Origin of the sequence: Rhodococcus sp. A14, assembly GCF_011603105.1 — a bacterium.
GTDB lineage: Bacteria > Actinomycetota > Actinomycetes > Mycobacteriales > Mycobacteriaceae > Rhodococcus_F > Rhodococcus_F opacus.
Genome location: NZ_JAAOQS010000010.1, coordinates 115,506 through 139,667, shown reverse-complemented (window position 1 = coordinate 139,667; position 24,162 = coordinate 115,506). Strand labels below are relative to the sequence as shown.

At 67.6% G+C, this 24,162-nt stretch carries 22 protein-coding genes and 2 pseudogenes; 11 read left to right on the top strand and 13 right to left on the bottom strand.

Going from position 1 to position 24,162, the window contains the following annotated elements; all coding sequences use genetic code 11:
• Positions 1 to 27 precede the first annotated feature (27 nt).
• Positions 28 to 1,056 carry a phosphotransacetylase gene (locus G9373_RS08630; RefSeq protein WP_133985808.1) on the top strand — a complete coding sequence of 343 codons (1,029 nt, stop codon included), beginning with the start codon at positions 28 to 30 and terminating at the stop codon, positions 1,054 to 1,056.
• Positions 1,057 to 1,105: 49 nt separating this feature from the next.
• Positions 1,106 to 1,837 carry a sulfite exporter TauE/SafE family protein gene (locus G9373_RS08625; RefSeq protein WP_005561843.1) on the top strand — a complete coding sequence of 244 codons (732 nt, stop codon included), beginning with the start codon at positions 1,106 to 1,108 and terminating at the stop codon, positions 1,835 to 1,837.
• A 7-nt stretch (positions 1,838 to 1,844) separates the two neighbouring features.
• On the opposite strand, the gene G9373_RS08620 is transcribed toward G9373_RS08625, so the two are convergent.
• Positions 1,845 to 2,750 carry a LysR family transcriptional regulator gene (locus G9373_RS08620; RefSeq protein WP_005249219.1) on the bottom strand — a complete coding sequence of 302 codons (906 nt, stop codon included), beginning with the start codon at positions 2,748 to 2,750 and terminating at the stop codon, positions 1,845 to 1,847.
• Positions 2,751 to 2,851: 101 nt separating this feature from the next.
• Between G9373_RS08620 and G9373_RS08615 the strand changes: the two genes are divergently transcribed.
• Entirely contained in the window at positions 2,852 to 3,904 is a 1,053-nt protein-coding gene (locus G9373_RS08615; protein ID WP_005561845.1) for a putative sulfate exporter family transporter, read from the top strand.
• Between the two features lie 114 nt (positions 3,905 to 4,018).
• On the opposite strand, the gene map is transcribed toward G9373_RS08615, so the two are convergent.
• Positions 4,019 to 4,807, bottom strand: coding sequence for a type I methionyl aminopeptidase (map, locus tag G9373_RS08610; protein WP_167114692.1), 789 nt, complete (start codon positions 4,805 to 4,807; stop codon positions 4,019 to 4,021).
• Positions 4,808 to 4,903: 96 nt separating this feature from the next.
• Between map and G9373_RS08605 the strand changes: the two genes are divergently transcribed.
• From G9373_RS08605 to G9373_RS08585, 5 genes are all read left to right on the top strand, one after another.
• Complete coding sequence (locus G9373_RS08605) at positions 4,904 to 5,170, top strand: helix-turn-helix transcriptional regulator (protein ID WP_005254325.1); 267 nt, start codon at positions 4,904 to 4,906, stop codon at positions 5,168 to 5,170.
• A gap of 111 nt (positions 5,171 to 5,281) precedes the next feature.
• Positions 5,282 to 5,797 (top strand): putative immunity protein, encoded by a 516-nt coding sequence (locus G9373_RS08600; protein ID WP_167114689.1) that lies wholly within the window; start codon positions 5,282 to 5,284, stop codon positions 5,795 to 5,797.
• 69 nt (positions 5,798 to 5,866) lie between these two features.
• On the top strand, positions 5,867 to 6,208 hold the full coding sequence (locus G9373_RS08595) for a metalloregulator ArsR/SmtB family transcription factor (protein WP_054246487.1): 342 nt from the start codon (positions 5,867 to 5,869) through the stop codon (positions 6,206 to 6,208).
• Positions 6,209 to 6,211: 3 nt separating this feature from the next.
• Positions 6,212 to 6,697, top strand: coding sequence for an SRPBCC domain-containing protein (locus G9373_RS08590; RefSeq protein WP_005254328.1), 486 nt, complete (start codon positions 6,212 to 6,214; stop codon positions 6,695 to 6,697).
• A gap of 204 nt (positions 6,698 to 6,901) precedes the next feature.
• Entirely contained in the window at positions 6,902 to 7,477 is a 576-nt protein-coding gene (locus G9373_RS08585) for a dihydrofolate reductase family protein (RefSeq protein WP_005570710.1), read from the top strand.
• Between the two features lie 51 nt (positions 7,478 to 7,528).
• On the opposite strand, the pseudogene G9373_RS08580 reads toward G9373_RS08585, so the two are convergent.
• Positions 7,529 to 7,657: pseudogene (locus G9373_RS08580) on the bottom strand (pyridoxamine 5-phosphate oxidase); the annotation flags it as partial.
• Positions 7,658 to 7,867: 210 nt separating this feature from the next.
• Here G9373_RS08580 and G9373_RS08575 point away from each other — a divergent pair.
• Both G9373_RS08575 and G9373_RS08570 read left to right on the top strand, forming a co-directional pair.
• Positions 7,868 to 8,830: an MBL fold metallo-hydrolase gene (locus G9373_RS08575; RefSeq protein ID WP_005249229.1), complete on the top strand. Its 963-nt coding sequence runs from the start codon at positions 7,868 to 7,870 to the stop codon at positions 8,828 to 8,830.
• Between the two features lie 36 nt (positions 8,831 to 8,866).
• Positions 8,867 to 10,552 carry an FAD-dependent monooxygenase gene (locus G9373_RS08570; RefSeq protein ID WP_167114686.1) on the top strand — a complete coding sequence of 562 codons (1,686 nt, stop codon included), beginning with the start codon at positions 8,867 to 8,869 and terminating at the stop codon, positions 10,550 to 10,552.
• Here the strand turns inward: G9373_RS08570 and G9373_RS46300 are convergent.
• The 6 genes from G9373_RS46300 to G9373_RS08540 are packed head-to-tail and all read right to left on the bottom strand — an operon-like array spanning position 10,473 to position 17,600.
• Positions 10,473 to 11,270: a recombinase family protein gene (locus G9373_RS46300; RefSeq protein ID WP_240960417.1), complete on the bottom strand. Its 798-nt coding sequence runs from the start codon at positions 11,268 to 11,270 to the stop codon at positions 10,473 to 10,475. The two genes, G9373_RS08570 and G9373_RS46300, sit on opposite strands and share 80 nt — an antisense overlap.
• Positions 11,237 to 12,280, bottom strand: a complete 1,044-nt coding sequence (locus G9373_RS08560) for a LacI family DNA-binding transcriptional regulator (protein ID WP_005570716.1) — start codon at positions 12,278 to 12,280, stop codon at positions 11,237 to 11,239. Before G9373_RS08560 ends, G9373_RS46300 begins: the two co-directional genes overlap by 34 nt.
• Positions 12,281 to 12,295: 15 nt before the next feature.
• Positions 12,296 to 13,648, bottom strand: coding sequence for an adenylosuccinate lyase family protein (locus G9373_RS08555; protein ID WP_064080310.1), 1,353 nt, complete (start codon positions 13,646 to 13,648; stop codon positions 12,296 to 12,298).
• 20 nt (positions 13,649 to 13,668) lie between these two features.
• Positions 13,669 to 15,468 carry an iron ABC transporter permease gene (locus G9373_RS08550; RefSeq protein WP_167114682.1) on the bottom strand — a complete coding sequence of 600 codons (1,800 nt, stop codon included), beginning with the start codon at positions 15,466 to 15,468 and terminating at the stop codon, positions 13,669 to 13,671.
• Entirely contained in the window at positions 15,465 to 16,523 is a 1,059-nt protein-coding gene (locus tag G9373_RS08545; protein ID WP_005254336.1) for an ABC transporter ATP-binding protein, read from the bottom strand. The genes G9373_RS08550 and G9373_RS08545 overlap by 4 nt, the downstream gene beginning before the upstream one ends.
• A gap of 42 nt (positions 16,524 to 16,565) precedes the next feature.
• Complete coding sequence (locus G9373_RS08540; RefSeq protein WP_167114679.1) at positions 16,566 to 17,600, bottom strand: extracellular solute-binding protein; 1,035 nt, start codon at positions 17,598 to 17,600, stop codon at positions 16,566 to 16,568.
• A gap of 194 nt (positions 17,601 to 17,794) precedes the next feature.
• Between G9373_RS08540 and G9373_RS08535 the strand changes: the two are divergent.
• Positions 17,795 to 18,492 (top strand): annotated as a pseudogene (locus G9373_RS08535) (DUF2252 family protein); the annotation flags it as partial.
• A 26-nt stretch (positions 18,493 to 18,518) separates the two neighbouring features.
• Here the strand turns inward: G9373_RS08535 and G9373_RS08530 are convergent.
• From G9373_RS08530 to G9373_RS08515, 4 genes are read right to left on the bottom strand one after another with little or no spacing between them, the layout of a single operon-like run.
• Positions 18,519 to 20,606, bottom strand: a complete 2,088-nt coding sequence (locus G9373_RS08530) for a heavy metal translocating P-type ATPase (protein WP_167114676.1) — start codon at positions 20,604 to 20,606, stop codon at positions 18,519 to 18,521.
• Between the two features lie 36 nt (positions 20,607 to 20,642).
• Positions 20,643 to 20,963, bottom strand: coding sequence for a metal-sensitive transcriptional regulator (locus G9373_RS08525; protein WP_005254339.1), 321 nt, complete (start codon positions 20,961 to 20,963; stop codon positions 20,643 to 20,645).
• Positions 20,960 to 23,230, bottom strand: coding sequence for a heavy metal translocating P-type ATPase (locus G9373_RS08520; protein ID WP_167114673.1), 2,271 nt, complete (start codon positions 23,228 to 23,230; stop codon positions 20,960 to 20,962). The genes G9373_RS08525 and G9373_RS08520 overlap by 4 nt, the downstream gene beginning before the upstream one ends.
• Positions 23,230 to 24,120: a hypothetical protein gene (locus G9373_RS08515; protein WP_167114670.1), complete on the bottom strand. Its 891-nt coding sequence runs from the start codon at positions 24,118 to 24,120 to the stop codon at positions 23,230 to 23,232. The genes G9373_RS08520 and G9373_RS08515 overlap by 1 nt, the downstream gene beginning before the upstream one ends.
• Between the last annotated feature and the right edge of the window lie 42 nt (positions 24,121 to 24,162).

Genomic DNA, 24,162 nt, shown 5'->3' with positions numbered 1-24,162 from the left:
TCTTCGTAGTGATGGGAGAGCGAGGCCATGGCCCCGGGCGTCACCGCTGTACCACCCACCGACGTTGTACGACTGAATGATTCGTCGCTGATCGACCACTGGATCGCCACGTTGCGTGGGGCGAATCGCGTCGTCGGTCTCGCGGACGGAGAAGACGAACGCGCGATCCGTGCCGCCCACCATCTGCACCACAAATGTGTCGTTTCCCCGCGGCTGTTCGGGCGGCGGGACGTCATCCGGCGCATCGCCGAGGCCGCGGATATCCCCCTGGCCGAGGAACTCGTCGTCGACCTCGCCGAGGCGGCTGCCGACCCCGCGATCCGCGACGCCGTCGAATCGGGGTTCGCCAAATACCCCGACCGGGTCGAGTCGGCGCTGTCCGACCCGGTGTGCCTCGCCGCGGCGGCGCTGCGCGCCGGAGTGGTCGACGCCTGCGTCGCGGGCGCGAGCAGGCCGACGTCCGACGTGCTGCGGGCCGGGCTGCGCATCGTCGGTCTCGCGCCGGGTTCGAGCATCCTGTCGAGCTCGTTTCTGATGTTGCTGTCGGACGGCAGGCAGTTGACGTTCTCCGACTGCGCCGTCGTACCCGACCCCACGGTCGAGGAACTGGTCGACATCGCGCTGGCTGCCAGCGCCACCCACTTCCAGCTCACCGAGCAGACTCCGATCGCGGCGATGCTGTCGTTCAGCACCCAGGGCAGCGCCAGCCACCCGCGAGTGGCGAAGGTCCGCGAGGCCGCGGACCTGGTGCGCGTCCGGGACCCGCAATTGCATGTGGACGGTGACCTGCAATTCGATGCCGCGCTGGTCGCCGAGATCGGCGCGTCCAAGGCGCCCGGTTCGCGGGTCGCCGGCCGGGCCAATGTGCTGGTTTTCCCCAATCTCGATGCCGGCAACATCGGGTACAAAATTGCCCAGCGGCTCGGGGGTGCAATAGCCTTGGGTCCCATCCTGCAAGGCTTGGCCGCACCGTGGAACGACCTGTCCCGAGGATGCACCGGCAGCGACATCGAACTGATGGCTCTGGTGAGCGCAGTCCAATCCCTGGCCACCTGAACTTCACACCGGCACGGGAACGTGCCGCCGGATCGAGAAGGGAGTCGCGATGACGATGCTCCTCATCGGTGCCCTGTGCATCGGCATCGCGTCCGTCATCGGCGGCGCCACCGGGTTCGGGACGGCACTGATCGCGACACCGGTGATGCTGATGGTCGGATTCGCCGTTCCCGAAGTGGTATTCGTCAATCTGGTGGCGGGCCTGATCACGCGGATCGGCGCCGCGTACCAGTTGCGAGAACACATCACGTGGGGACGGGTGGCGCTGCTCGGTGGTGGCAGTCTGCCCGGCGCCTGGCTGGGCGCGGTCACCCTCGGTCTGCTGCCGGAGCAGTATCTGAAGCCCGCAGCGGGAGTTGTGGTGATGCTGTGCGGGCTCGCGATGGCGTTCCCCAACCGGGCGGAAGTCACGCGTGCGCCGTCCACGACTGCGCACCTCCTCACCGGTTCCGTGGGTGGCTACCTCGGAACGACGACATCGCTCAACGGACCGCCACCGGTCCTGTTGTTGATGCGCGCGCGGTTGCCACCGATGGCTTTCATCGCCGATCTCGCAGGCTATTTCATCGTCGCGAACGTCATGGCTCTCGCTGTCCTGTGGTTCCACGACGAGATCACGGAGTCGATGTTCTGGCCGCGCCTCCCGGTGTTCGTCATCGCCGCGCTGATCGGCAACGTCACCGGGCTGGCGATCGCCCGCCGACTTCCGCCGGGGGTGTTTCGTTCCGCGGTCATCGTGCTGGTGATCGCGGCCGGTGCGGCGACCTGCCTTCTCGGATGACGGCCGCTCAGGGCTCGGCACCGACCCGTCGGACCAGACGCACCAGTTCTCCCGCGGGACCGTCGAGCTGACGCGCGCCCCGCCACACGGCGCGCAGCACCCTGTCGAGCTCGAGGCCGTCGACGTCGATCACCTTCAGTTCTCCGGCGCCGACCTGCTCCGCCACCGCGAGGGTACTCATCACCGCGGGGCCGACTCCGGCCAGCACGCTGGTGCGAATTGCGGCGGCGCTGCCCAGCTCGAGAAGTGGTGCCGCCCGGTCGTATTCCTGTAATGCCACGTCGAGGGTGGTTCGCGTGCCGGATCCCGGCTCGCGGACCAAGAGCGGTGTCAGCGCCAACTCGGCGACGGTCAGCGCCTTCCGTCGCCGGGCCCACGGGTGGGTGGGATGAACGACGACGACCAACCGGTCACGCGCCACAGTGAGACTCTTCAACGGTCGCGGCACCGTCGGCGATTCGACGAACCCGACGTCGCAGATCCTGCTGTTGATCCGCTCGAACACCTGAGTCGAGTTGTGCACCTGCAGGTGAATGGTCACGTCGGAGTGCAAGCGGCGAAACTGCCCCAGCCATCCCGGCATCAGGTGTTCCGCGACCGTCATGCTCGCACCCACCGTCAACTCGGCGGCGCGTTCCGCGCGCAGTCCCTCGGCCACGTCGAGCAGCCGGCGCGTGTCGGAGAGCACCCGGCGCGCCCAGTGCGCGATCACGGTTCCCTGCGGTGTCAGTATCGAGCCCGTCGGGCTGCGCTGCAGCAGCGTCATGCCGAACTGACGCTCGAGTTGCTTGATGGCGCGACTGGCATTCGGCTGCGCCATTCCGGCGAGTCTGGCGGCAGCACTGAGGCTTCCGTGGTCGTCGACGCCGACGAGCAACTCGAGAACGGGGAACTCGGGCCATCTGCGGGACATGCATCGAGTATATGACCCTGGCGCAAGACATATCACGCTGATATGTGTTCATGTCGAGATGACGGCTACCGGAGACGGCCGCGGTGACGGACCGTGGATCCATGAGTAGTCAACTGAGCGAGAAGTCCGAGGAACAGCGCGTCGAGAGCCCGGCAACGCTGCCGCGACTGCAGACCGCCACGGCCACTCTCCTGCCGGGTCTGGCGCTGTGCGCCGTCGCCACCGCCGTCGCCATGGGTGTCGGCCGGTTCCTTCCGACGGTGAGCCCGCTGCTCATCGCCATCGTGCTCGGCGCCGTGCTGTCGAACGTCGTGCACCTGCCCGAACGCCTGCGCCCCGGCCTGCAGTTCTCCGCCAAGAAGCTGTTGCGGGTGGGGATTGCCCTCCTCGGACTCCAGTTGATGCTGAGCGACATTCTCGGACTGGGCTGGGGCGTCATCGTCGTGGTGGTGTCGATCGTCTGTCTCGGCATCGTGGGAACGATGTTCGCGGGCAAGCTGCTCGGCCTCAGCTGGACTCAGCGGCTGCTCATCGCCTGCGGATTCTCGATCTGCGGCGCGGCCGCGGTGGCGGCGGTGGACGGTGTCGTGGACGCCGACGAGGAAGAGGTGATCACCGCGGTCGCGCTCGTCGTCATCTTCGGCACGCTCATGATCCCCGCGATCCCACTGCTGTCGCGGGCGCTGGGACTCTCCGACACCGACGCCGGCCTGTGGGCGGGCGGATCCATCCACGAGGTCGCCCAGGTGGTCGCCGCGGGCGGCGCCATCGGTGGTGCCGCATTGGGCGTGGCCGCGGTGGTCAAACTCGCCCGCGTCCTCATGCTCGCCCCGGTCATGGCCGTCCTCAGCGTGCGCCAGCGCAGGCTCGCCGGCACCGACGCCGACGTGAAGCGGCCGCCGCTCGTCCCGCTCTTCGTCCTCGCCTTCCTCGCCTGCGTCGGCCTGCGGTCGTCCGGCCTGCTGCCCACGGGCCTGCTCGCCGAGGCCAAGATCGTGCAGACCGCCCTCCTCACCGCCGCGATGTTCGCCCTCGGCGCCGGCGTTCAGATCGCCACGATCAAGAAGGTCGGCGCACGACCCTTCGTGCTCGCAGGCATCTCCACCGTCTGGGTCGCGTCGATCGCCCTGGTCGGTGTCCTGCTCGCGGGGTGATACCGCTACCCACCCCCTTCGCCTCCCCCGCCGCGACGAACGGGACGCTCGTTGCGTCAGATCGAATGAGCGTCCCGTTCCTTCGGCGGGGGCGGTCGTCCGGGGGCCTGACAATCACAGTGCAGTTGCAGCGACCTGTTCCCGGCGCGTCAACACGAGCGGCGCGCCGTCGGTGATCGCGATGGTGTGTTCACTGTGCGAGGTGCGCGATCCATCCGCCGAGCGGATGGTCCACCCGTCGGGGTCGTAGACGATCTTGTCCGTGCCGGCGGCGAACCACGGTTCGAGGGCGAGGGTCAGCCCCGGGCGCAGTGTGAGACCTCGGCCCGCGCGTCCTGTGTTCGATACGTGCGGATCTTCGTGCATGGTCCGCCCGAGCCCGTGACCACCGAACTCGGTGTTGACCGGGTACCCGTACTCGGCGGCGACCGCGCCGATCGCCGCAGACACATCGCCCAGCCGGTTGCCGGGTAACGCGGCGGCGATTCCGGCTGCCAGGGCCTTTTCGGTGGCTTCGATGAGGCGCGCGTCCTCGGGTCGTGGATTGCCGACGAGGATGCTGCGGGCACAATCGGCGACCCACCCGTCGATGGACACTGCGATGTCCATGCTCAGCAGGTCCCCGTCCTGCAGCACGTAGTCGTGCGGCAGGCCGTGTAGTACCGCGTCGTTGACCGACAGGCAGATGACGTTGCGGAACGGTCCGCGCCCGAATGACGGCGCATAGTCCCAGTAGCACGACGTGGCGCCGCGCTGGGCGATCAACTGGCGGGCTCGGTCTTCGAGCTCGAGCAGATTCACGCCCGGTTCGGCGCGGTGTTCGAGATCGTCGAGCAACTCGGCGATGAATGTGCCGGTGACGGCCATCGCGGCGACCTCGCGGGGTGTTTTCAGTTCCAGCACCAACTACTCCTCTTCGTACGTACAAACTCGGTATTAAAATACCACTCTAGACCGCGGGCTGGGATTTTCATACCGCTGCAGGGTTAGACTGCTCGCATGGTGCGTCTCCCTCTGACCCCGGAACAGCTGGCCGCAGGCAAGCGCCTCGGTCATCAGCTACGGCAGGCGCGGGGTGATCGCACCCTCGCCGAGGTCGCGCAGGAGGCCGGGATCTCTCCGGAGACTCTTCGGAAGATCGAGACCGGGCGGATGGCGACACCCGCATTCACGACTGTCGCGGCCCTCGCCCGGGTGCTTCCCCTGTCGCTCGACGAGCTCGCCGACATCTGCCTTGCCCACACCGGCCTCCGGCAAACCGGGTAACAATTTTCCAGCTCGACCAGCGCTGCCCGCACACAGGATTCAGATCCGAGGCGGGTGGCATGCGCAGCCCTCGGGTGCTATGGCCGGATGCAAGTGATAGAAGTTCTAGCCATGATCCTCCCGAAGGTCCGAGACCCTCGCTTCGTCACGATTCGGCGCGGTGGGACGCTCACCGACTCGGATCATCAGCTTCTGGCCCTATGGGCGGCATCGTGCGCGGAGCACGTCCTCAACCTGTTCGAGTCGGCTCGGCCGGAGGACACACGACCGCGTGAGGCGATCGAGCGTGCCCGCGCGTGGGTGCGTGGCGAGGTCAAGATGATGCAGGCCCGCGCGGCGGGCGGCCATGCGATGGGCGCGGCCAGGGACCTGCGCGGAGCGGCACGGCACGCTGCATACGCTGCCGGGCAGGCCGGAGCCGTCGCGCATGTCGCAGCGCACGAACTCGGTGCTGCCGCCTATGCGATCAAAGCCGCACGCGCTGCCGCGCCGGAGGGTGAGGGCGAGGCCGCCGGACGACGTGAGTGCAGGTGGCAGCGTGACCAGCTCCCTGAGGCGATTCGCGAGCTCGTACTCGACGACCAGCGGTTGCGGAACGACATCTGCTGGTCGGTGTTCGACTGCTGAGGGCACCCACTCGCATCCGAAAGTTGAAGCAGCCTTGCACATACAACCAATCGGTTGTATGTTCTGGGTGTGTCAGAAACAGATGAGGACCGGGCCGATGCCCTGTTCCACGCGCTGTCCGACCGGACGAGGCGCGACATCATGCGTCGCGTGCTGGCCGGTGAGCATTCCGTCTCGGCACTGGCAGCGAAGTACGACATGAGTTTCGCTGCGGTACAGAAGCACGTCGCCGTCCTCCAGAAGTCCGGCCTACTCGTCAAACGACGCAGCGGCCGTGAACAACTCGCCACGGGCGATGTGGAAGCAGTCCGCGCAGTGTCGTCCATGCTGGTCGAGCTGGAACAGGTCTGGCGTGGGCGTATCGCACGCATCGACGAATTGATCGCAACGCAACCCCAACGGAAGGAATGAACGATGCCTGTCACCCATGTCAGCCACGACATCGATGCACTGACCCTGACCATCACTGCCGAGTTCGCCGCCCCCCGAGCGCGGATCTGGCAGATCTATGCCGATCCTCGTCAGCTCGAAAAGATCTGGGGTCCACCGACGTACCCGGCGACAGTGGTCGACCATGAGTTCGCCCCCGGCGGGCGGGTCACCTACTACATGACCGGTCCCGAGGGCGACAAGCATGCGGGTTACTGGAACATCATCTCCGTCGACGAGCCGACCGGCTTCACCTTCACCGACGGATTCGCCGATGCGGATTTCACCCCGATCGAATCGATGCCAGTGTCCACCAACGAGTTCTCCTTCCAGGACAAGGACGGCAGCACCATCGCCACCTACGTCAGCACCTACGCAACCGCCGAAGGCCTCCAGCAGGTGCTCGACATGGGCGTGGTGGAGGGTGCCTCGCAGGCGATCGGCCAGATTGACGACCTCATCAAGGCGTGAGCCTGTCGGTTCACCGCACAGGGCCATCTCGCCGCCTCGCCTTCCACGGGCGAGGCGGCGAGCCGGCACGAAGGTCGCGGCACTTCTGTTGCGACCACGCGTCGTAGGCCAGCACAACGCTGTGGTCAATCCGGCGCCGATGAGTTTCGCGGTGGTGCCCAGTCTGTACCTACACCGATCGACACCGCACTCGAGGAGAACGACATGACCGCGACCTACACCTTCGACGTCTTTTCCAGCCTCGACGGCTACGGCGCCGCCGGCGGCGACTGGACCGGCTACTGGGGCAAGCAAGGCCCCGAGTTGCTCGACCATCGTCTCGACCTGTACGGCGCGGAGCAGCGGATGGTCTTCGGAGCCAACACGTATCGGGTGTTCGCGCAGATGCTGGCCGCGAGCACCGAGGAGTCCGACGTGCGCGATCCATGGGTCACTCGGATGAGGAGCCTGCCGGCAACGGTGGTGTCGACGACACTGGAAGGACCCCTCGACTGGCCGGACGCGACCGTCGTGAGCGGTGACGCCGTCGACGTCGTAGCCAGGCTCAAGGAGGAGTCCGAGGTGCCGTTGCGCTCGCACGGCAGCCTGTCGATGAATCGGGCGCTGATGGCCGCCGGCCTGGTGGATCGCTTGCAGGTGACGCTCTTCCCTGTCATCACCGCTCAGACCGGGCTGGACCCGATCTTCCGGGGTGGGGCCGACTTCGACCTGGAGCTGCTCGAGAACCGGACGCTCGACGGTCACATCCAAGAACTCATCTACCGGCCCACCCTCCATTGACCTGCACTCACCTGCCCGCGGCAGGATAACCGCGCCACACCGTCATCCCCCGGTCCGCTCGACCAGCTCCTGGGCCGCCGACTCGGCGTCCATCGTCTTCCTGGCGCTGGCGAGGTATTCCTCGGTCACCCCGTCGACGATCCGGACACTCGCCCGTCCGCGTATCGACAGGGCTCGGGCCGCTCCATGCGTGTTCACCCTCCGTCGTGGCGCGACGCTCATGCCTCGCGACGAACGGGACGCTCGTTACGTCAGATCGAACCAGCGTCCCGCTCGGTCGGCCGGGTCGCAGGGTGCCCAGGCCAATTTTTGATCAAGGCTTTCATTATTTTGTGATCCGGGTTACTGTGGCCACCATCAATCAAACCTTTGATTAGTTAGGTGGATCGCATGAGCCCCACAAGCTTCGCTTCGTCGGCCGACCTCGGTGAGAAGGAGCAGACCCTCGAGGTCCTCGCCGACGGCGTGTACGCCCTGACCGCCGAGGGGGATCCCAACATCGGTGCCATCGAGGGTGAGGACTTCGTCGTCTGCTTCGAGGCGCTCGCCACCCCGGTGGCCGCCCAGGACTGGTTGCGCAAGCTGCGCGAGCACACCGACAAGCCGGTCCGGTACCTGGTGCTCTCGCACTACCATGCCGTCCGCGTGCTCGGCGCGTCCGCGTTCGACGCCGAGACCATCGTGTCGCACGAGACCACCCGCGCCCTCATCGAAGAGCGTGGAAAGGAAGACTGGGCAAGCGAATTCGGACGCATGCCGCGCCTGGCCAAGGCTGCCGACTCGGTGCCGGGGCTGACCTGGCCCACCCTGACGTTCGCCGACAAGCTCACCATCGACCTCGGCGGCGGCCGCGGCGACCTCGTGCTCCAGCACTTCGGCCGCGGACACACCGAAGGCGACATCACCGCGTGGCTGCCGAAGCAGAAGATCCTCTTCGCCGGCGACCTCGTCGAGGCACAGGCCGCGCTTTACACCGGCGACGCCTTCCACCGCGACTGGTCCACCGGCACACTCGACCGGATCAAGGCGCTCGGCGCGGAGGTCCTGATCGGCGGACGCGGCGCCGTCTCCCACGGGCGGGAGGCCGTCGACGCGGCCATTGAGCAGACCCGCCACTTCATCGAGGTCATGCTGGCCGAGGTCGGGGCGGTGCAGCAGCGCGGCGGCACCCTCAAGGAAGCGTTCGAAGCCACCCACGCCGCACTGAACGAGCAGTACGGGCACTGGCCGATCTTCGAACACTGCCTCCCGTTCGACGTCTCCCGCGTGTGGGACGAGCTGTCGGGCATCGAACGGCCCGTCATCTGGACCGCCGAGCGTGACCGCGAGGTCTGGGACCAGTTGCAGGGCTGAAGTCCGTCACCGTTTCACACTGACAAGGCGAGGATCATGGTAAGACGACACACCCGCGGCGGCACGGTCACCGTCGTGGGCAACGGCCCGGTGGGGCAGACGACGGCCTTGCTGCTGGCACGCTGGGGCATCCCGGTCACGTTGCTCGACGCACGGACCGAACGCGACCCGATCGGATCGAAGGCCATCTGCCAGCAGCGGGACGTCCTCGAGGTGTGGGACGCGATCGGCGTCGGCAGGCAGCTGGCCGACGAGGGCGTGACGTGGGGGTGCGCCCGCACGTTCCACCGCGACCACGAACTGTTCGCGCAGACGTTCGTCGACCGCGGCATCTCGTCGTTCCCGCCGTTCGTCAACATCTCCCAGGCGCGGACCGAGGAACTGCTCGACGAGCGGATCGCGGCCACGTCGTCGATCGACGTCCGGTGGGGATACGAGGCCACGTCGGTGGATCAGGACGAGACCGGCGTGACCGTCACCTGCCGCACCGGCTCCGGCGAGGAGACCGTCACCTCGGACTACGCGGTGGTGGCCGTGGGGTCGCGGGGCAGCGCGATCCGGCGGCAGCTGGGTGTCACGTTCGACGGTCGCTCGTTCGACGACAAGTTCCTGATCTGCGACATCGCCGCCGACATCCCGGGCTGGGCCGACGAACGCCGCTTCTACTTCGACCCCGAGTGGAACCCGGGCAGGCAGGTGCTCATCCACCCGTGCCCGGACTCGACGTTCCGCATCGACTGGCAGGTGCCCGGCGAGTACGACCTCGAGGCCGAGGAGAAGTCGGGTGCACTGGACGCGCGGATCCGGAAGATCATCGGCGACACCGACTACCGGATCGTGTGGAAATCGGTGTACCGCTTCCACTCCCGGGTCGCGAATCGGATGCGCGTCGACCGGGTGCTGCTGGCCGGCGACGCCGCGCATATCGTGTCGCCGTTCGGGGCACGCGGCCTGAATTCTGGTGTCGCCGACGCCGAGAACGCGGCGTGGAAGCTCGCATTCGTCCTGCGCGGCTGGGCCGACGAGTCGCTGCTCGAGACGTATCACACCGAGCGTCACGCGGCGGCCGTCGAGAACATCGCGGTCACCACGGCGACGATGGATTTCCTCGTCCCGCAGTCCGAGGACCAGCACCGGCACCGGTGCGACGTGCTCACCGCGGCGGTCACCGACCCGCAGGCCCGGGCGCAGGTCGACAGCGGTCGCCTCGCCGAGCCGTTCTGGTACGTCGAATCACCCTTGACCACAATCGATCCGGAACGGCTGTTCGCCGGGCGCCCCGAGCGTGGCTGCACCCCGGCCGCGGCGCCGGGAATCCTCGTGCCCGACACCCCGGTGACGCTGAGCGGTAGTGCCGGTACCCGGCTCCGCGACATCGCCCGGCACGGAATCTTGCTCCTCGTGGGTGACGGTGTGGACGTCGACGAGATCCGAAGCGCGGCCCTTGCAGCGGTGCACACACCGATCCGCCTCGTCCGGCTGTCGGAGATCGACAGCACCGGCGTCCTCACCGCCGCGGTGGACGCGAAGCCCGGCGAGGTGTGGGTCATCCGCCCCGACGCCTACATCGCGGCGGTCACCGACACGGTCGACGAACTGGTCTCTGCGCTGCACCGAATCACCGAACCCGTCGTCGCCGTGATCACCTCCGTGCCAGCCGCTCCGGATCCAGATCGAGTCGTCGCAGCAGCTGTTCGCGCGGAGGTTTCCGTGGAAGGGTGAACGGGGGGTCGTAGGTGGGCGAGATGGGGGTGCCCCAGTCCTTGCGGACGTCGAAGTGTCGTCGGTGGAGAAGTACACCGGCACGGTCTTGTCGATCCGACCTTGTCGCCGTTGCCCGACAGCGTGCCGGTACCGCCCTTGCCCGGGCCGCGCATCCGAACATCGCGCGGCACTCGGCAGTGGCAGTGTCGATCTCCTGCTCGAGCACATTCAGTCCGATGCCCCGCTCACGCAGATCGGTGCCAAGCGTGATCAAGTGCAGCATCGACCGCCCGAGCCGATCCAACCGAGTGATCACCAGGACGTCGCCTCCACGAAATCGCTTCAGCACCAGAACGAGTTCGGGCCGTGACGCTTTCGTCCCTCCCGCGTGGTCGACGTGGATGTTTTCCGCAGCCACCCCGGCGCGGCGTAACGCATCGACCTGATGGTCGGGGTTCTGGTCTGCGCTGAAATTCTGGCATAGCCGATCAACTTGCGTCGAAATACCCACGTCGAGGTTTTTCGACATAGTTCGAAGCGCCTGGCCGATCGAATTCGCCTTTCTCAGCCGGATTTTCAGGCATAGAGCGGTGATGAACGAGTGGGTCCTGATCCAGTACCAGCGATTGCGGCGCCTAATACGATGTATTTCGACGATCCCGAGCCGCGGCTGTTCACCATTTTCCAGCTGTTGCCGGTCGTCTAGGGGTTCGCCATGGGCCGGGGGGAGTGGCATCCGCAGGAGCGCCGGATGATCAGTTCGGGTTCGACGAGAGTGGTGTCGGCGCCTTCTTCGTCGTTGAGTTCGTCGTAGATCTGTTGGGCGGCGGTGCGGCCGAGTTGTCGGGGGTTCGAGGAAAGGGTGGTCAGGGGTGGTTCGATAAGTTCGGCGTTGTCGACGTTGTCGAAGCTGACAACCTTGACGGTGCCGGCTAGTCCGGCGTCGTGGAAGGCTCGGTAGGCGCCGAGGGCGACGGTGTCGCTGTGGCAGATGATGCCGTCGATCGGTGTACCGGATTGCAGGAGTTCGCGAGCCGCGGCGAGTCCACCTCGGGCGTTGGTGGGCGAGGCGATGAAGGACAACGAGTCCGGGGCGTAGCCGTGGTTGGCGGCGGATTCGCGGACACCGTGGATGCGGTCGTGGCGGGCGATGGCGTCTTCCCGGCCGCCGAGGTAGGTGATGGTGTTGCAGCCGTGCCAGATCAGGTGGTCGGTGGCGAGGCGGCCGCCGGTGATGTCGTCGGTACCGATGTAGAGGTTGCCGGTGTCGCCGATGCGGCGGGTGAGGAAAAGCAGGGGCCGGTCGCGGGCGGTGAGGGTGTCGATGGCGGCGGGTTCGGTGCCGAAGGCGGGCACCATGACGACGCCGGCGACGCTGGTTTCCTGGAGGAAGGTGATCAGTTGGTCTTGTCGGGTGGTGTCGTTGAGGGTGTTGGCGATCAGGCAGACATAGCCGAGTTCGCCCAGGCGTTCTTCGAGGCCGATGATGACTTCGGCGAAGAACGGGTTCGTCACGGTGGTGACCAGTACCCCGATGACGTTGTTGTCCCGGGTCCGTAGTGACGCGGCGCCGCGGTTGTAGATGTAGCCGAGGTCGGTCATCGCCTGGAGGACGCGGTCACGGGTGGGTTGGGAGACCCGCCCGGTTCCGCGCAGGACCAGCGAGGCGGTGGCCCGCGACACGCCGGCGCGCTCGGCGACGTCGAGCAGTGTCGCCGGTTTGGGGCGGTCGTCGGTCGCGGGCATCGGTTCTACCTCCGGTCAATTCTCGCCTCGTGAAACCACGATCTCACGGGCGCGGATCGCTTGGTGGTGAGCGATCGCGGGAGCTAATCCTAGGTGGGAGTCGGGCTGCAGAAGATTCTTGATGGTGTCGGTGTCGAGTTGGGAGGTCACGCGGGGATCGACGGCGAGTGCGTCGGTGAACGAGGTCGCGGTGGTGCTCGCGGTCTGCGCGGCGTCGTAGACGACTTCGTGTGCGAGTTGACGGCCGATGGTTTCGCCGAGGCGCAGCATGATGGCCTCGGAGGCGATCATTCCGCCGGACAGGTCGAGGTTGCTGCGCATCCGTCGCGGATCGAGTTGGAGACCGGAGACGATCAGGTGGATGCGCGACAACGTTTCCGCGGTCAGTTCGCACGCGTGTTGCTCGACGTCGAAGAGGGCGGAGGGTGCGTTGTCCGCGTCATGTTCGCTGATTGCCGATTCGAGGGCCAACGGCACGAGTGCCCTTATCTCGGAGGTCATCCCGATGATGTCCTGGCACAGTTGCGGATTGCGTTTGTGGGGCATTGTCGAACTGCCGACGGTTCCGGCGGGGACGGGTTCTTCGACCTCGTGGTATTCGGTCTTCATGAGTTGGTAGATTTCGCGGCCGATTTTGCCGCTGGTCGTGGCGATCAGGCCGAGGACGGTGACGAACTCCGCGAAGTGGTCGCTGATGCTGCGCGAGGGCACCGCCATTGGGGTCAGGCCCAGGTTGGTGGCCACGGCCCGTTGCAGGGTGTCGGGATCCTCACCGAGGGAGGCGGAGGTGCCGGCGGCGCCGCCGAGGAGGGCGACGAACAGGCGCGGGCTGATCTGATCGAGACGGTCGAGGTGCCGGACGTATTCGTCGATCCACCCGGCGGTCTTGAATCCGAAGGTGATGGGGACGGCGTGCTGGCCGTGGGTGCGGCCGGCCATGATCATCTCCGCCCCGCGTTCGGTGAGCTCGGCGAGCACGGTGAGGATGTCGGTGATCTGGCCGCGAATGATCGTGTGGGCGCGCCGCAACAGCAGGGTGTCCCCGGTTTGGGTGATGTTCTGGGTGGTGGCTCCCCAGTGCACCCAACCGCCGTATTGGTCGGCCGCTCTACCCAGTTCGACGATCAGGGGCATCAAGGGGTGGCTGGTCCGGTCGATCTCACCGTTGATCCGGTCTGAGTCCAGTCTGTCGAGATCGCAGGCCCGGGTGATGGCCTTCCCGGCGTCGGCCGGGATGAGCCCGAGGTCGGCCTGGGCCCTCGCGAGGGCGGCCTCGACGTCGAGCCAGGCCTGCCAGCGTGCGGGTGTGGAGAACAGCTGCTCCATGCCGGTGCCGGGCACTCGCGCGGAGGTGAAGCGTTTCTTCATGATCGGTGTCGCCTTCTCGTTCAGGTGGTGGGCACCGCGGGTGCGGTGACGGCGGCGGCTTTGCCGCGGCGGCCGCGCCGGTCGCCCTGCAGGCGGCTGTTGATGATGAGCACGGCCAGGATGAGGGCGATCTGCAGCGTTCCGTAGGCGGCGGCGGTGCCGAATTCGGAGGAGTAGATGCGGTTGTAGATCTCCACCGACAGCGGCGGGTAGCTGGCCGGGTAGATCACCACCGAGGCCACGTATTCGCCGACGCCGTCGACGAAGGCGAGCAGGGCTCCGGCGAGGATGCCCTTCGACACCAGCGGGATGGTGATGGTGCGCAGCACGGACAGTGGGCCGGCGCCGAGGTTGCGGGCGGCCTCCTCGAGGGAGGGGTCGATGGTGTCGAGGGCGGCGTTGGTGGACCGGAACACCAGCGGCACGAAGCGGACGAAGTAGGCGATCGGCAGGATCCACAGGGTTCCGACCAGGGACAATCCGAGGTTGCTGGGCTGGGGTTCGTTGAAGGCGTTGACGAGGTTGACGCCGATGACCGTTCCGGGCAGCGCCCAGGGCAGCATGACCATGATGTCGACGGTGTTGCGGCCGGGCCCGCGCCAGCGGGCGACGACGTAGGAGGCGCAGGCACCGATGGTGATGGCGCCGATCGTGGCGAGGAAGCTCATCTGCACACTGACCGAGATCGGGAGCAGGCTGGCCGGGTCGGTGAACAGGGTGGTGTAGTTGCCGAGGGTGTAGGTCGGCGGGATGACCTGGGTGGTCCACGAGCTGTCGACCGAGAACGAGACCAGGACGATGGTCAGCACCGGTGCCATCAGCAGCACGGTCAGGACCGTGGTCCCGATTCCGGCGACGATCCGGATCGGCCCGGCACTGACGGTGCGGTCACGCTGAATTCCCTTGGAAAGGCTGCGGTGGGTGCGCCGGCCCTGGTACCACTTCATGCCGATCAGGAACAGGATCGAGACCATTGCCAGGACGGTGGCCTGCGCGGCCGCGAGTTCCTGGTTGCCGACGGTCTTGGTCGAGACGATCTGCATGGTCAGGGTCTGCACGTTGTAGAGCTGCGGGGCGGTGAACGAGGCCATCGAGATCATGAACGTCAGCAGGGCACCGGAGACCAGGGCGGGGGTGAGCATCGGCAGCAGCACCGTCCGCCATACCCGCGACCGGCTCGCGCCCAGGTTGTAGGCGGCGGACTCGAGCGAGGAGTCCATGCCGGCAAGCCCGGCGGCGACGGGGAGGTAGAAGAACGGGTACATGGTGAACACGTGCACGAGCAACACGCCGCCGACGCCGCTGACCGACACCGTCGCGGGGTCGACACCGAACCACTGGGACAGCGCCCGGGGGACGATCCCGGTCTCGCTGTAGAGGAGCACGAACGAGACGGCACCGATCAGCGGTGGCAGCGCCATCGGCAGGATCGCCACCGTCTCGAGGACTCGGCGGCCGGGAAAGTCGAAGCGGTTGAGCAGGATCGCCAGCGCCGACCCGACCAGGCCGCACCCGAGGACCGACGCGACGGAGATCCCGACCGACAGCATCAGCGCGGTGCCGGACGCGCCGGAGAGGAAGGTGCCGTAGTTGTCGGCGGCACCGTCACCGCCGGTGCTGGTGATCGCGGTGTAGGCCATCGGGATGACGACGAAGAACGCCAGGATCGCCAGCACCGGGGCGGCGAGGACGTAGACGAACCGGTCCGAGGAACTCCCGGGCAGTCTCGACCGCAGTGACCTGCGGGGTGGACGAGGCGGTGCGGACGCGGCGGCGGTGTGGGGCAGCGGAGGTTGATCGATCGCGGCGGGGGTGCTCATGACTGCACCAGCCAGGGCTGCCCGGAGGTCACGCCGACGCAGACGTTGTCGCCGACCTGGGGTCGGTCCACGCGGTCCGCGGTGGTGACATGCAGGGTCTGGTCCCCGGAGGCCACCGTGTAGGTGCTGGTGGCGCCGGTAAATTCGACCTCGGTGATGTGGCCCTTGAACAGTCCGTGCTCGGGGGCGACGAAGTCGAGGTTCTCCGGGCGCAGCGACACCGCGAGCCGGTCCCCGGCAGTGACGGGCCCGAAGTCCGGCAACGGCGCGGTCAATTCGGTTCCGTCCGCGAGGCCCACCCGGGCGGAGTCGGCATCGACCGCGAGCACCACCACTGCGGAGACGTTGCTTCGGCCGATGAAGCGGGCAACGAATTCCGTTGCGGGGCGGTGGTAAATCGTCTGTGGGGAGGCAATCTGGTGGACCCGGCCGGCGTCGAGGACCGCGATCCGGTCACTCATGGCCATCGCCTCGGCCTGATCATGGGTGACGTAGATCGAGGTGATTCCCGCGTCGGTCTGCACGCGGCGGATCTGGGTGCGGGTCTCCTCCCGCAGCTTGGCGTCCAGGTTCGACAAGGGCTCGTCCAGCAGCAGCACCGACGGCGAGATCACGACCGCGCGGGCCAGGGCGACGCGTTGCTGCTGTCCACCGGAGAGTTGCTCGATGCGGCGGTCCTCGTACCCGGCGAGACCGACCTGCGCGAGGGCGTCGGTGATACGCCGACCGCGGCCGGTCTTGTCGATCTTGCGGGCCTTGAGACCGTACGCGACGTTCTCGGCGACGCTCATGTGCGGAAACAGCGCATAGTTCTGGAACACCATGCCGGTGTCCCGCTTGTTCGGCGGCATGGTGGTGACGTCTTTGTCCCCGAAAAGCACCCGGCCGCTGGTCGGGGGAACGAAGCCGGCGATGATCCGCAGCAGCGTCGACTTCCCACAGCCGGAGGGGCCCAGGAGGGTGAACAGCTCACCGGCGGCGATGGTGGTGTCCATCTGGATGGTCGTGGTTGTGCCGTAGTTCTTGTGAATGTCGTCGAGTTTGATCGGTATCACGGCGAATGCTCCAGTGAAAAGAGGTGGGGTACGGGGTCGAGTTCAGCTGCGGTTCTTGATGTTCTGGACCCAGTAGTCCATCCATCCGGCTTCGAATTCGTTGATCGTGTGCCAGTCGACCGGCATCTCGTCGAGTCCGACCTCGGCCAGCCAGGACGGAGGCTGCTCGAGCGGCACGGTCGGAAGTTGAAAGGACTTGTCCGCCAACATCTGCTGAGTGGTCGGTTGGAGGAGGAAGTCCAGGAAGGTGTCGGCGGTCTCCCCGTGCGGTCCGTCCTTGATCTTGCCGACCCCATCGAGCAGAACAGGGGCGCCAGAGGCGGGCATGACCGGAGTGAACGGAGCGCCCTTGCTGCGCTGGACGAGGATGTCCTGCAGATTCCAGATACTGACCGGGGCCTCCTGCCGTTGGATGCGCAGGTAAAGATCGCTCGGGTTGGCCGGATAGTCCTTGGTGTTGCGGTCCAGCGCCCGCAGGAAGTCGTAGCCGGCATCAGGTGCGCCGGTCTCGGCCGCGGCACGGCCGATCAAAGCCGAGAAGATGCTGCGCATCGTGCCGGACGCGGCGACGTCACGGAGCAAGATCTTCCCCTGCATGTCGGGTTCGACCAGGTCACCCCAGTCTTTCGGCGCCTGCTCGGGGGTGAGCATCGTATTGTTGTAGAAGATGACCTCGGCCATCCGCATCTCACCGAGCCACAGATTGTCCGCCCCGCGGTACTGCTCGGGAACCCGGTCGATTACCTCCGCCGGCGGCGGGGTGAGTAGACCGGCGTCGACGCCCTGCCCGAACTGCTGGGAGGTTCCGCCCCACCAGATGTCCGCCTGCGGGCGGTTCTTCTCGGCGCGGACACGTTGCAAGACCTCGCTGGCACCGAGCGTGAGCATCTGCACCCGCCCCTTGTACTCCGGATGGGCGGCCTCGAAGGCGTCGACGACCTGCTGGGCGATGACCTTCGGCCGTGAGGTGTAGATGGTCAGGGCCACCGAGTTCGGTCCCGAGGACAGCCCGCACGCGGACAGGCCCAGGACCAGGGCGACAATGACGCCCAGGGCGGCTATCAGCCGGATCCTCATTGAGTGCTCCTACCTTCCGAGCACGACCTCCGGCCGCCTCGCTGTGCTGAGCCGGAGCTCCCGAGATGTGGAGTCGATCCGGCTTCGTAAGAATTATGGTAGATCGATCTACCACTTGATCTGTGACCTAGATAACCACCCTCCATCGCGACTGTCAACCCGGACTTCGGCGGCAGTGAATGCCGAAAACCCCCCGTGCTTGCGCGGCCGAATAACGCGAAACCACGACCTACCAGGCCGAGCGTGGCGGGCTCGCGGCCTGGTACTCCCATATCGATACCGCCGCCCAGTTGGACGAGTACCGCGACGTCCTGGACTCGTCGACCCGCAAACGGGTGCGGAAGACGCTCGACAAATCCCGGGCCCGCGACAGCCTGCAGCCCGCCCGACGTGTCCTGTTCGACCGATTCGAGTACGTGCTGACGGCACGGAAAGTCGTCGGGGTGGGCAGTGTCGGCACCGGGGCCTGGATCATCCTGCTCCGCGGCCCCGGTGGCGACCCGCTGTTCCTGCAGGTCAAGGAGGCGCAACCGTCGGTTCTCGCCGAATACCTGGACGGCCCGGCCTTCACGAACCAGGGCGAACGCGTCGTGACCGGGCAACGGCTGATGCAGGTGGCCGGCGACATCCTCCTCGGCTGGCGATCCGCCTCATCGAAGCTATGAATCCCGACACCATGGCCCTCTACGGGCGACTGTGTGCCAGGGCGCTCGCATATGCGCATGCCCGCGCCGGAGACCGGTTCGCCATCGGCGGGTACCTCGATTCGGACGATTGCGAGAAGGCGCTCACTGCGTTCGCCGAGACCTATGCGGACCAGAACGAACGCGACCCCACACCGCTACGGAAGGCGATCGACGACGGGCGGATCGCCACGCACCAGGGGGCATGATCCGGCAAGGTCGAGGCAGACTGCGGTCAGTTCCGGCTCAGCCGTTCCGGATCCAGATCGAGTCGCCGCAGCAGCTGCGCGTTGAGGGCGACGACGATGGTGGAGACGGACATCAGGATCGCCGCGACCGCGGGCGAGATCGCGACCCCGGCGAACGCGAGGACGCCGGCGGCCAACGGGACAGCTATGACGTTGTATCCGGTGGCCCACACCAGGTTCTGCCACATCTTGCGGTAGCTCGCCTGCGACAGGTCGATGATAGAGAGGACGGCGCGGGGGTCGTCGGCGGCGAGGACGACACCGGCCGATTCGATGGCGACGTCGGTGCCGGCGCCGATCGCGACGCCGACGTCCGCGCGGGCGAGTGCGGGCGCGTCGTTGACGCCGTCGCCGACCATCGCCACCCGGTGACCGCGCGCCTGGAGTGCGGCCACCTCGGCGTCCTTGTTCTCCGGAAGCACGTCGGCGAACGCTTCGTCGATGCCGAGATCGGCGGCGACGGCGTCGGCCACCTGACGAGCGTCTCCGGTGATCATCGCGACCTTCACACCGCGCTCGTGCAGGGCGTCGATCGCCTGCCGCGACTCCTCACGGACGGCGTCCTCGAGCGCCACCGCGCCGAGCACCCGCCCGTCGCGGACCAGGTGGAGGACGGAGGCGCCGCGCTCGACCCACCGTTTCGTCTGCGCCGCAACGTCACCGGGAACCGTCGCGTTCAGTTCGGCGAGCATCGCCGGTCCGCCGACGGCCACTTCCACGCCTCCGACGTTCGCGCGCACCCCGCGTCCGGGCAGCGACCGGAAGTCGGATGCGGTGCGCCGCTCGTCCGCGGGCACGTTCGCGGCCGCCTCGGCGACGATGGCCCGCGCGACCGGGTGCTCGCTGTCGGCCTCCACGGCGGCGGCGAGCGCGAGCAGTTCGGTTTCGGTGACACCCGCGGTGGTGACCACCCCGGTGACGGCGTGCCTGCCCTGGGTCAGGGTGCCGGTCTTGTCGAACAGGACGACGTCGACGTTGCGCATGCGTTCGAGGGCTAGCCGGTCCTTCACCAGGACACCGGCCTTCGCAGCACGCTCGGTGGAAATGGCGATCACGAGGGGTATCGCCAGGCCGAGGGCGTGCGGGCAGGCGATCACCAGAACGGTGACGGTCCGCACCACGGCCTCGTCCACGTTGCCGAGCAGCGACCACACCACGAACGTGAGAAGCCCTGCGATCGAGGCGAAGTAGAACAGGAACGCCGCGGCGCGGTCGGCGAGGGCCTGGGCCCGGGACGAGGACGACTGCGCGTCGGCGACCAGTCGCTGGATGCCGGCGAGGGCGGTGTCCTCCCCCACGGCGCCTACCTGGATGCGCAGCGCGCTGTCGGTGGCGACGGTGCCGGCGACCACGGTGTCGCCGACCGACCGTGGGACGGGATTGGACTCGCCGGTGATCATCGATTCGTCGACCTCCGCACGGCCGTCCTCGACGGTGCCGTCGGCGGGGATGCGGCCTCCGGCCCGCACCAGCACGAGGTCGCCGGTGGCGAGTTCGGAGACGGGCACTTCGGTGACGCCGTCGTCGGTGACCCTGTCGGCGGTGTCGGGAAGCAGCGCGGCGAGCGCGTCGAGGGCACCGGACGCCGACCCCAGCGCCCGCATCTCCAACCAGTGTCCGAGCAGCATGATGACGATGAGAAGCGCTAGCTCCCACCAGAAGTCGAGGTTGAATCCGCCGATCTGCAGGGTCGTCACCCACGACGCGAGGAACGCGACCGTGATCGCCATGCCGATCAGCAGCATCATGCCGGGCCGCCGCGACTTCAGCTCACTCCACGCGCCGGTGAGGAACGGTGCGCCGCCGTAGAAGAAGATCGCGGTGCCGACCACCGGCGGAATCCACGACGCACCGGGGAAGTCGGGGACGGTGTAGCCGAGGAGGTCGGCGAACATGTGGCTGAACACCACCACCGGCACCGACAGCGCGAGGCTGATCCAGAATTTCTGTCGGAACACCTCACCGTGCGCCCCGTGACCGGCGTGCCGATCCGCGTGGTCACCGTGTGCGTCGTGCCCGGCGTGTCCGGTGTTCCGGACCTGTTCCACTTCCTGCTGCTGATGATCGTGAGACATGCCTGCTCCCTCGGAAGCTGCTCTCGTGGTCTGGTTTCAGGAACGCACCAGTCGTGCGATGGCGTCGGTGGCTTCCTTGATCTTCGCGTCGGCCTCGGTGCCGCCCGCGACGGCAGCGTCGACGACGCAGTGGCTGATGTGGTCTTCGAGCAGCCCCAGCGCCACGGCCTGCAGCGCCTTGGTCATCGCGGAGACCTGGGTGAGGATGTCGATGCAGTACTTCTCGTCCTCGACCATCCGCTGGAGGCCCCGCGCCTGGCCTTCGATGCGGCGCAGGCGCTTGAGGTAGTCGTCCTTGGCGCTGATGTATCCGTGGCCGGCCGCGTGGTCGTGGTCGGTGGTCGGTTGCTCGGTCATTGTGATTCCCCTCGGGTGGGAGTGGTCAGGGGCTGGAAGCGGCGCAGTCGCAGGCTGTTGCTCACGACGAACACCGATGAGAATGCCATGGCGGCACCGGCCAGCATGGGGTTGAGCAGGCCCGCCGCCGCCAGTGGCAACGCCGCGACGTTGTAGGCGAAGGCCCAGAACAGGTTGCCCTTGATCGTGCTCAACGTCTTGCGCGACAACCGGATTGCGTCGGCCGCGGCCCGGAGGTCGCCGCGTACCAGCGTGAGGTCGCTGGCCTCGATGGCCACGTCCGTGCCGGTTCCCATGGCGAGACCGAGGTCGGCCTGAGCGAGGGCGGCGGCGTCGTTGACCCCGTCGCCGACCATCGCGACCACCTTGCCCTCGGCCTGCAGACGCTTGATCACGTCGACCTTGTCCTGGGGCAGCACCTCGGCGACGACGTCGCCGATGCCGACCTGGGCGGCGATCGCCCGGGCCGCGGACGTGTTGTCGCCGGTGAGCATGATCGGGGTGAGACCCAGTTCGCGGAACTGCGCCACCGCCTCGCGCGACGTCGGCTTCACGGTGTCGGCGACCACGAGCACGCCGCGCGCCTGGCCGTCCCAGCCGATCGCGACGGCGGTCTTGCCCTCCGACTCCGCCGCGTCGACGGCGCGCTGGAGTTCCGTGGTGAGCTGCAGCGACCAGTCGCGGAGCAGTTTCGCGCGGCCGATTACCACCGCGTGTCCGTCGATTATGCCCTGGACGCCGAGTCCGGCGAGGTTGGTGAACTGTTCGACGTCGGGCAGCGTCGTCAACCGGTCCCGTGCCGCGCGGGTGATCGCCCGTGCGATGGGATGCTCGGACGCGTCCTCGAGGGCGCCGGCGAACCGCAGAACCTGCTCAGCGTCCTGGCCGTCCGCGGCGACCACGTCGTGCAGCGACATCGTGCCGGTGGTGACGGTGCCGGTCTTGTCGACGACCACGGTGTCGACCCGCCGCGTCGATTCCAGAACTTCGGGCCCCTTGATCAGGATGCCCAGCTGGGCCCCGCGTCCCGTGCCCACCATGAGGGCGGTCGGGGTGGCGAGTCCGAGCGCACACGGGCACGCGATGATCAGGACGGCGACCGCGGCGGTGAACGCGGCGGCGACCGAACCGCCGGTGCCGATCCAGAAACCGAGGGTCGCGACCGACAACGCGATCACGATCGGGACGAAGATGCCGGAGATCCGATCGGCCAGGCGTTGCACCTCGGCCTTGCCGGTCTGCGCGTCCTCGACCATCCACGCCATCTGCGCGAGCTGCGTGTCGGCTCCGATCCGGCTGGCGCGAACCACGATTCGGCCGCCGACGTTGACTGTCGCACCCGCCACCTCGGCGTCGGGTGACACCTCGACCGGCACGGATTCACCGGTCAGCATCGACGCGTCCACCGCCGACGAACCCTCGACGACGACGCCGTCGGTGGCGATCTTCTCGCCCGGACGGACCACGAACAGGTCGCCGACCTCGAGCTGGTCGATGCCGATCAGCTGTTCGGTGCCGTCACGCAACACCGAAACCTCTTTGGCACCCAGTTCGAGCAGCGCCCGCAGTGCCGCTCCCGCCCGGCGTTTGGCGCGGGCCTCGAAGAAACGGCCGGCGAGGATGAACGTGGTGACGCCGGCCGCGGCCTCCAGATAGATGTTGCCGGTGCCGTCGACCCGCGCGATCGTGAGCTCGAACGGGTGCGTCATCCCCGGCATGCCGGCGGTGCCCCAGAACAGTGCGTACAGCGACCAGCCGAACGCGGCCAGCGTGCCCATCGACACCAGGGTGTCCATGGTCGCGGTGCCGTGCCGCAGGTTCGTCCAGGCGGCCTTGTGGAACGGCCACGCACCCCAGACCACGACCGGGGCCGCGAGGGTGAGCGAGAGCCACTGCCAGTTCGTGAACTGCAGCGCCGGGATCATCGCCATCGCGATGACGGGGACCGTCAGCACCGCCGACACGAGCAGCCGCTGCCGCAGTTCCGCCGCCGGGTCCTCTTCCTCCGGGGCCGGGGGCTTCACCTCGGGCAGTCGCGCCGTGTACCCGGCCTGCTCGACCGTGGCGACCAGGTCTTCGGGCGAGACGTCCGCGGCGTCGTAATGGACGCGGGCCTTCTCCGTCGCGTAGTTGACGGTCGCGGTGACGCCGTCGAGTTTGTTCAGCTTGCGCTCGATGCGGTTGGCGCACGACGCGCAGGTCATCCCGCCGATGGCCAGTTCGATCTGGGAATCGGGTGGTGCAGCAATGTCGGTCCCGCGGGTCATCACTTGTCCTCCGGTCCGGCGGAGGCGGTGAACTCCGCGGTGTGGACGGCGCCGGCGTGCTGGAAGTCCAGGAACAGCCGGTAATCGCCCGCGCTGGGTGCGGTGACGGCGAAGTCGATCCCCGGGCCCGCCGCGGTGACGCCGTCGCCGGGATGTCCGTCCGGGTGCACATGCAGGTATCCGAGGTCGGTGGTGCGCAGCGCCACCAGGTGACCGTATGCGCCGAGGTAGGGCTGCAGATCGGTGACCGGCTGTCCGTCGCGGCTCACCGAGAGGGTCACGTTCGACGTCTCTCCCGGTCGCAGCGCGCCGCCGAGGGTGACGGTGTACCCGTCCACGGTGGCGGTCGGTGCCGGAGCCGGCAGTTCCTGCGGGTCGTAGGTGCCCGCGACGCGCAGGTCCGTGCCCAGGGTGACGCCTTCGCCGCCTGCCGGGGTGAAGTCCGCGAACACGCGGTAGTCGCCGCCGCGGGCGAGGTCGAGGGGGACGCTCCACGTTCCGGTCGCGTCGAGCGTCGGGTGGACGTGCTGGAACCCGGCGAGGTCCCGGCGGACGACGATCAGGTGCAGCAGTTTCTCGTGCTCCACGGTGTAGTCCGTCACGGGTACCCCCGAGGGGTTCGTGATCCGGAACTGCACCGGGACCGCGGCACCGGCGGTGACCTGGTCGGATGCGAGTTCGAGGGTGTAGCCGTCGGCGGTGGGCGTCAGTCCGCCCGGGGTCGGGTCGGCGGCGGCGTCGTGGCCTCCCGCTCCGTGGCCGTCGTCCTCGGCCGTGTGTGTGGCGGGCTCGGCGACGTCCGGACCGGCAACCGACCCGAGAGCGAGCGCGGCGCCGAAGATCACGACGAGGCCGACGGTGAATCCGGCGAACTTGCCGGTTGCGTTCATGATGGGGCTCCTGTGGTGGAGTGGCCGGCTCGACCGGCGTGT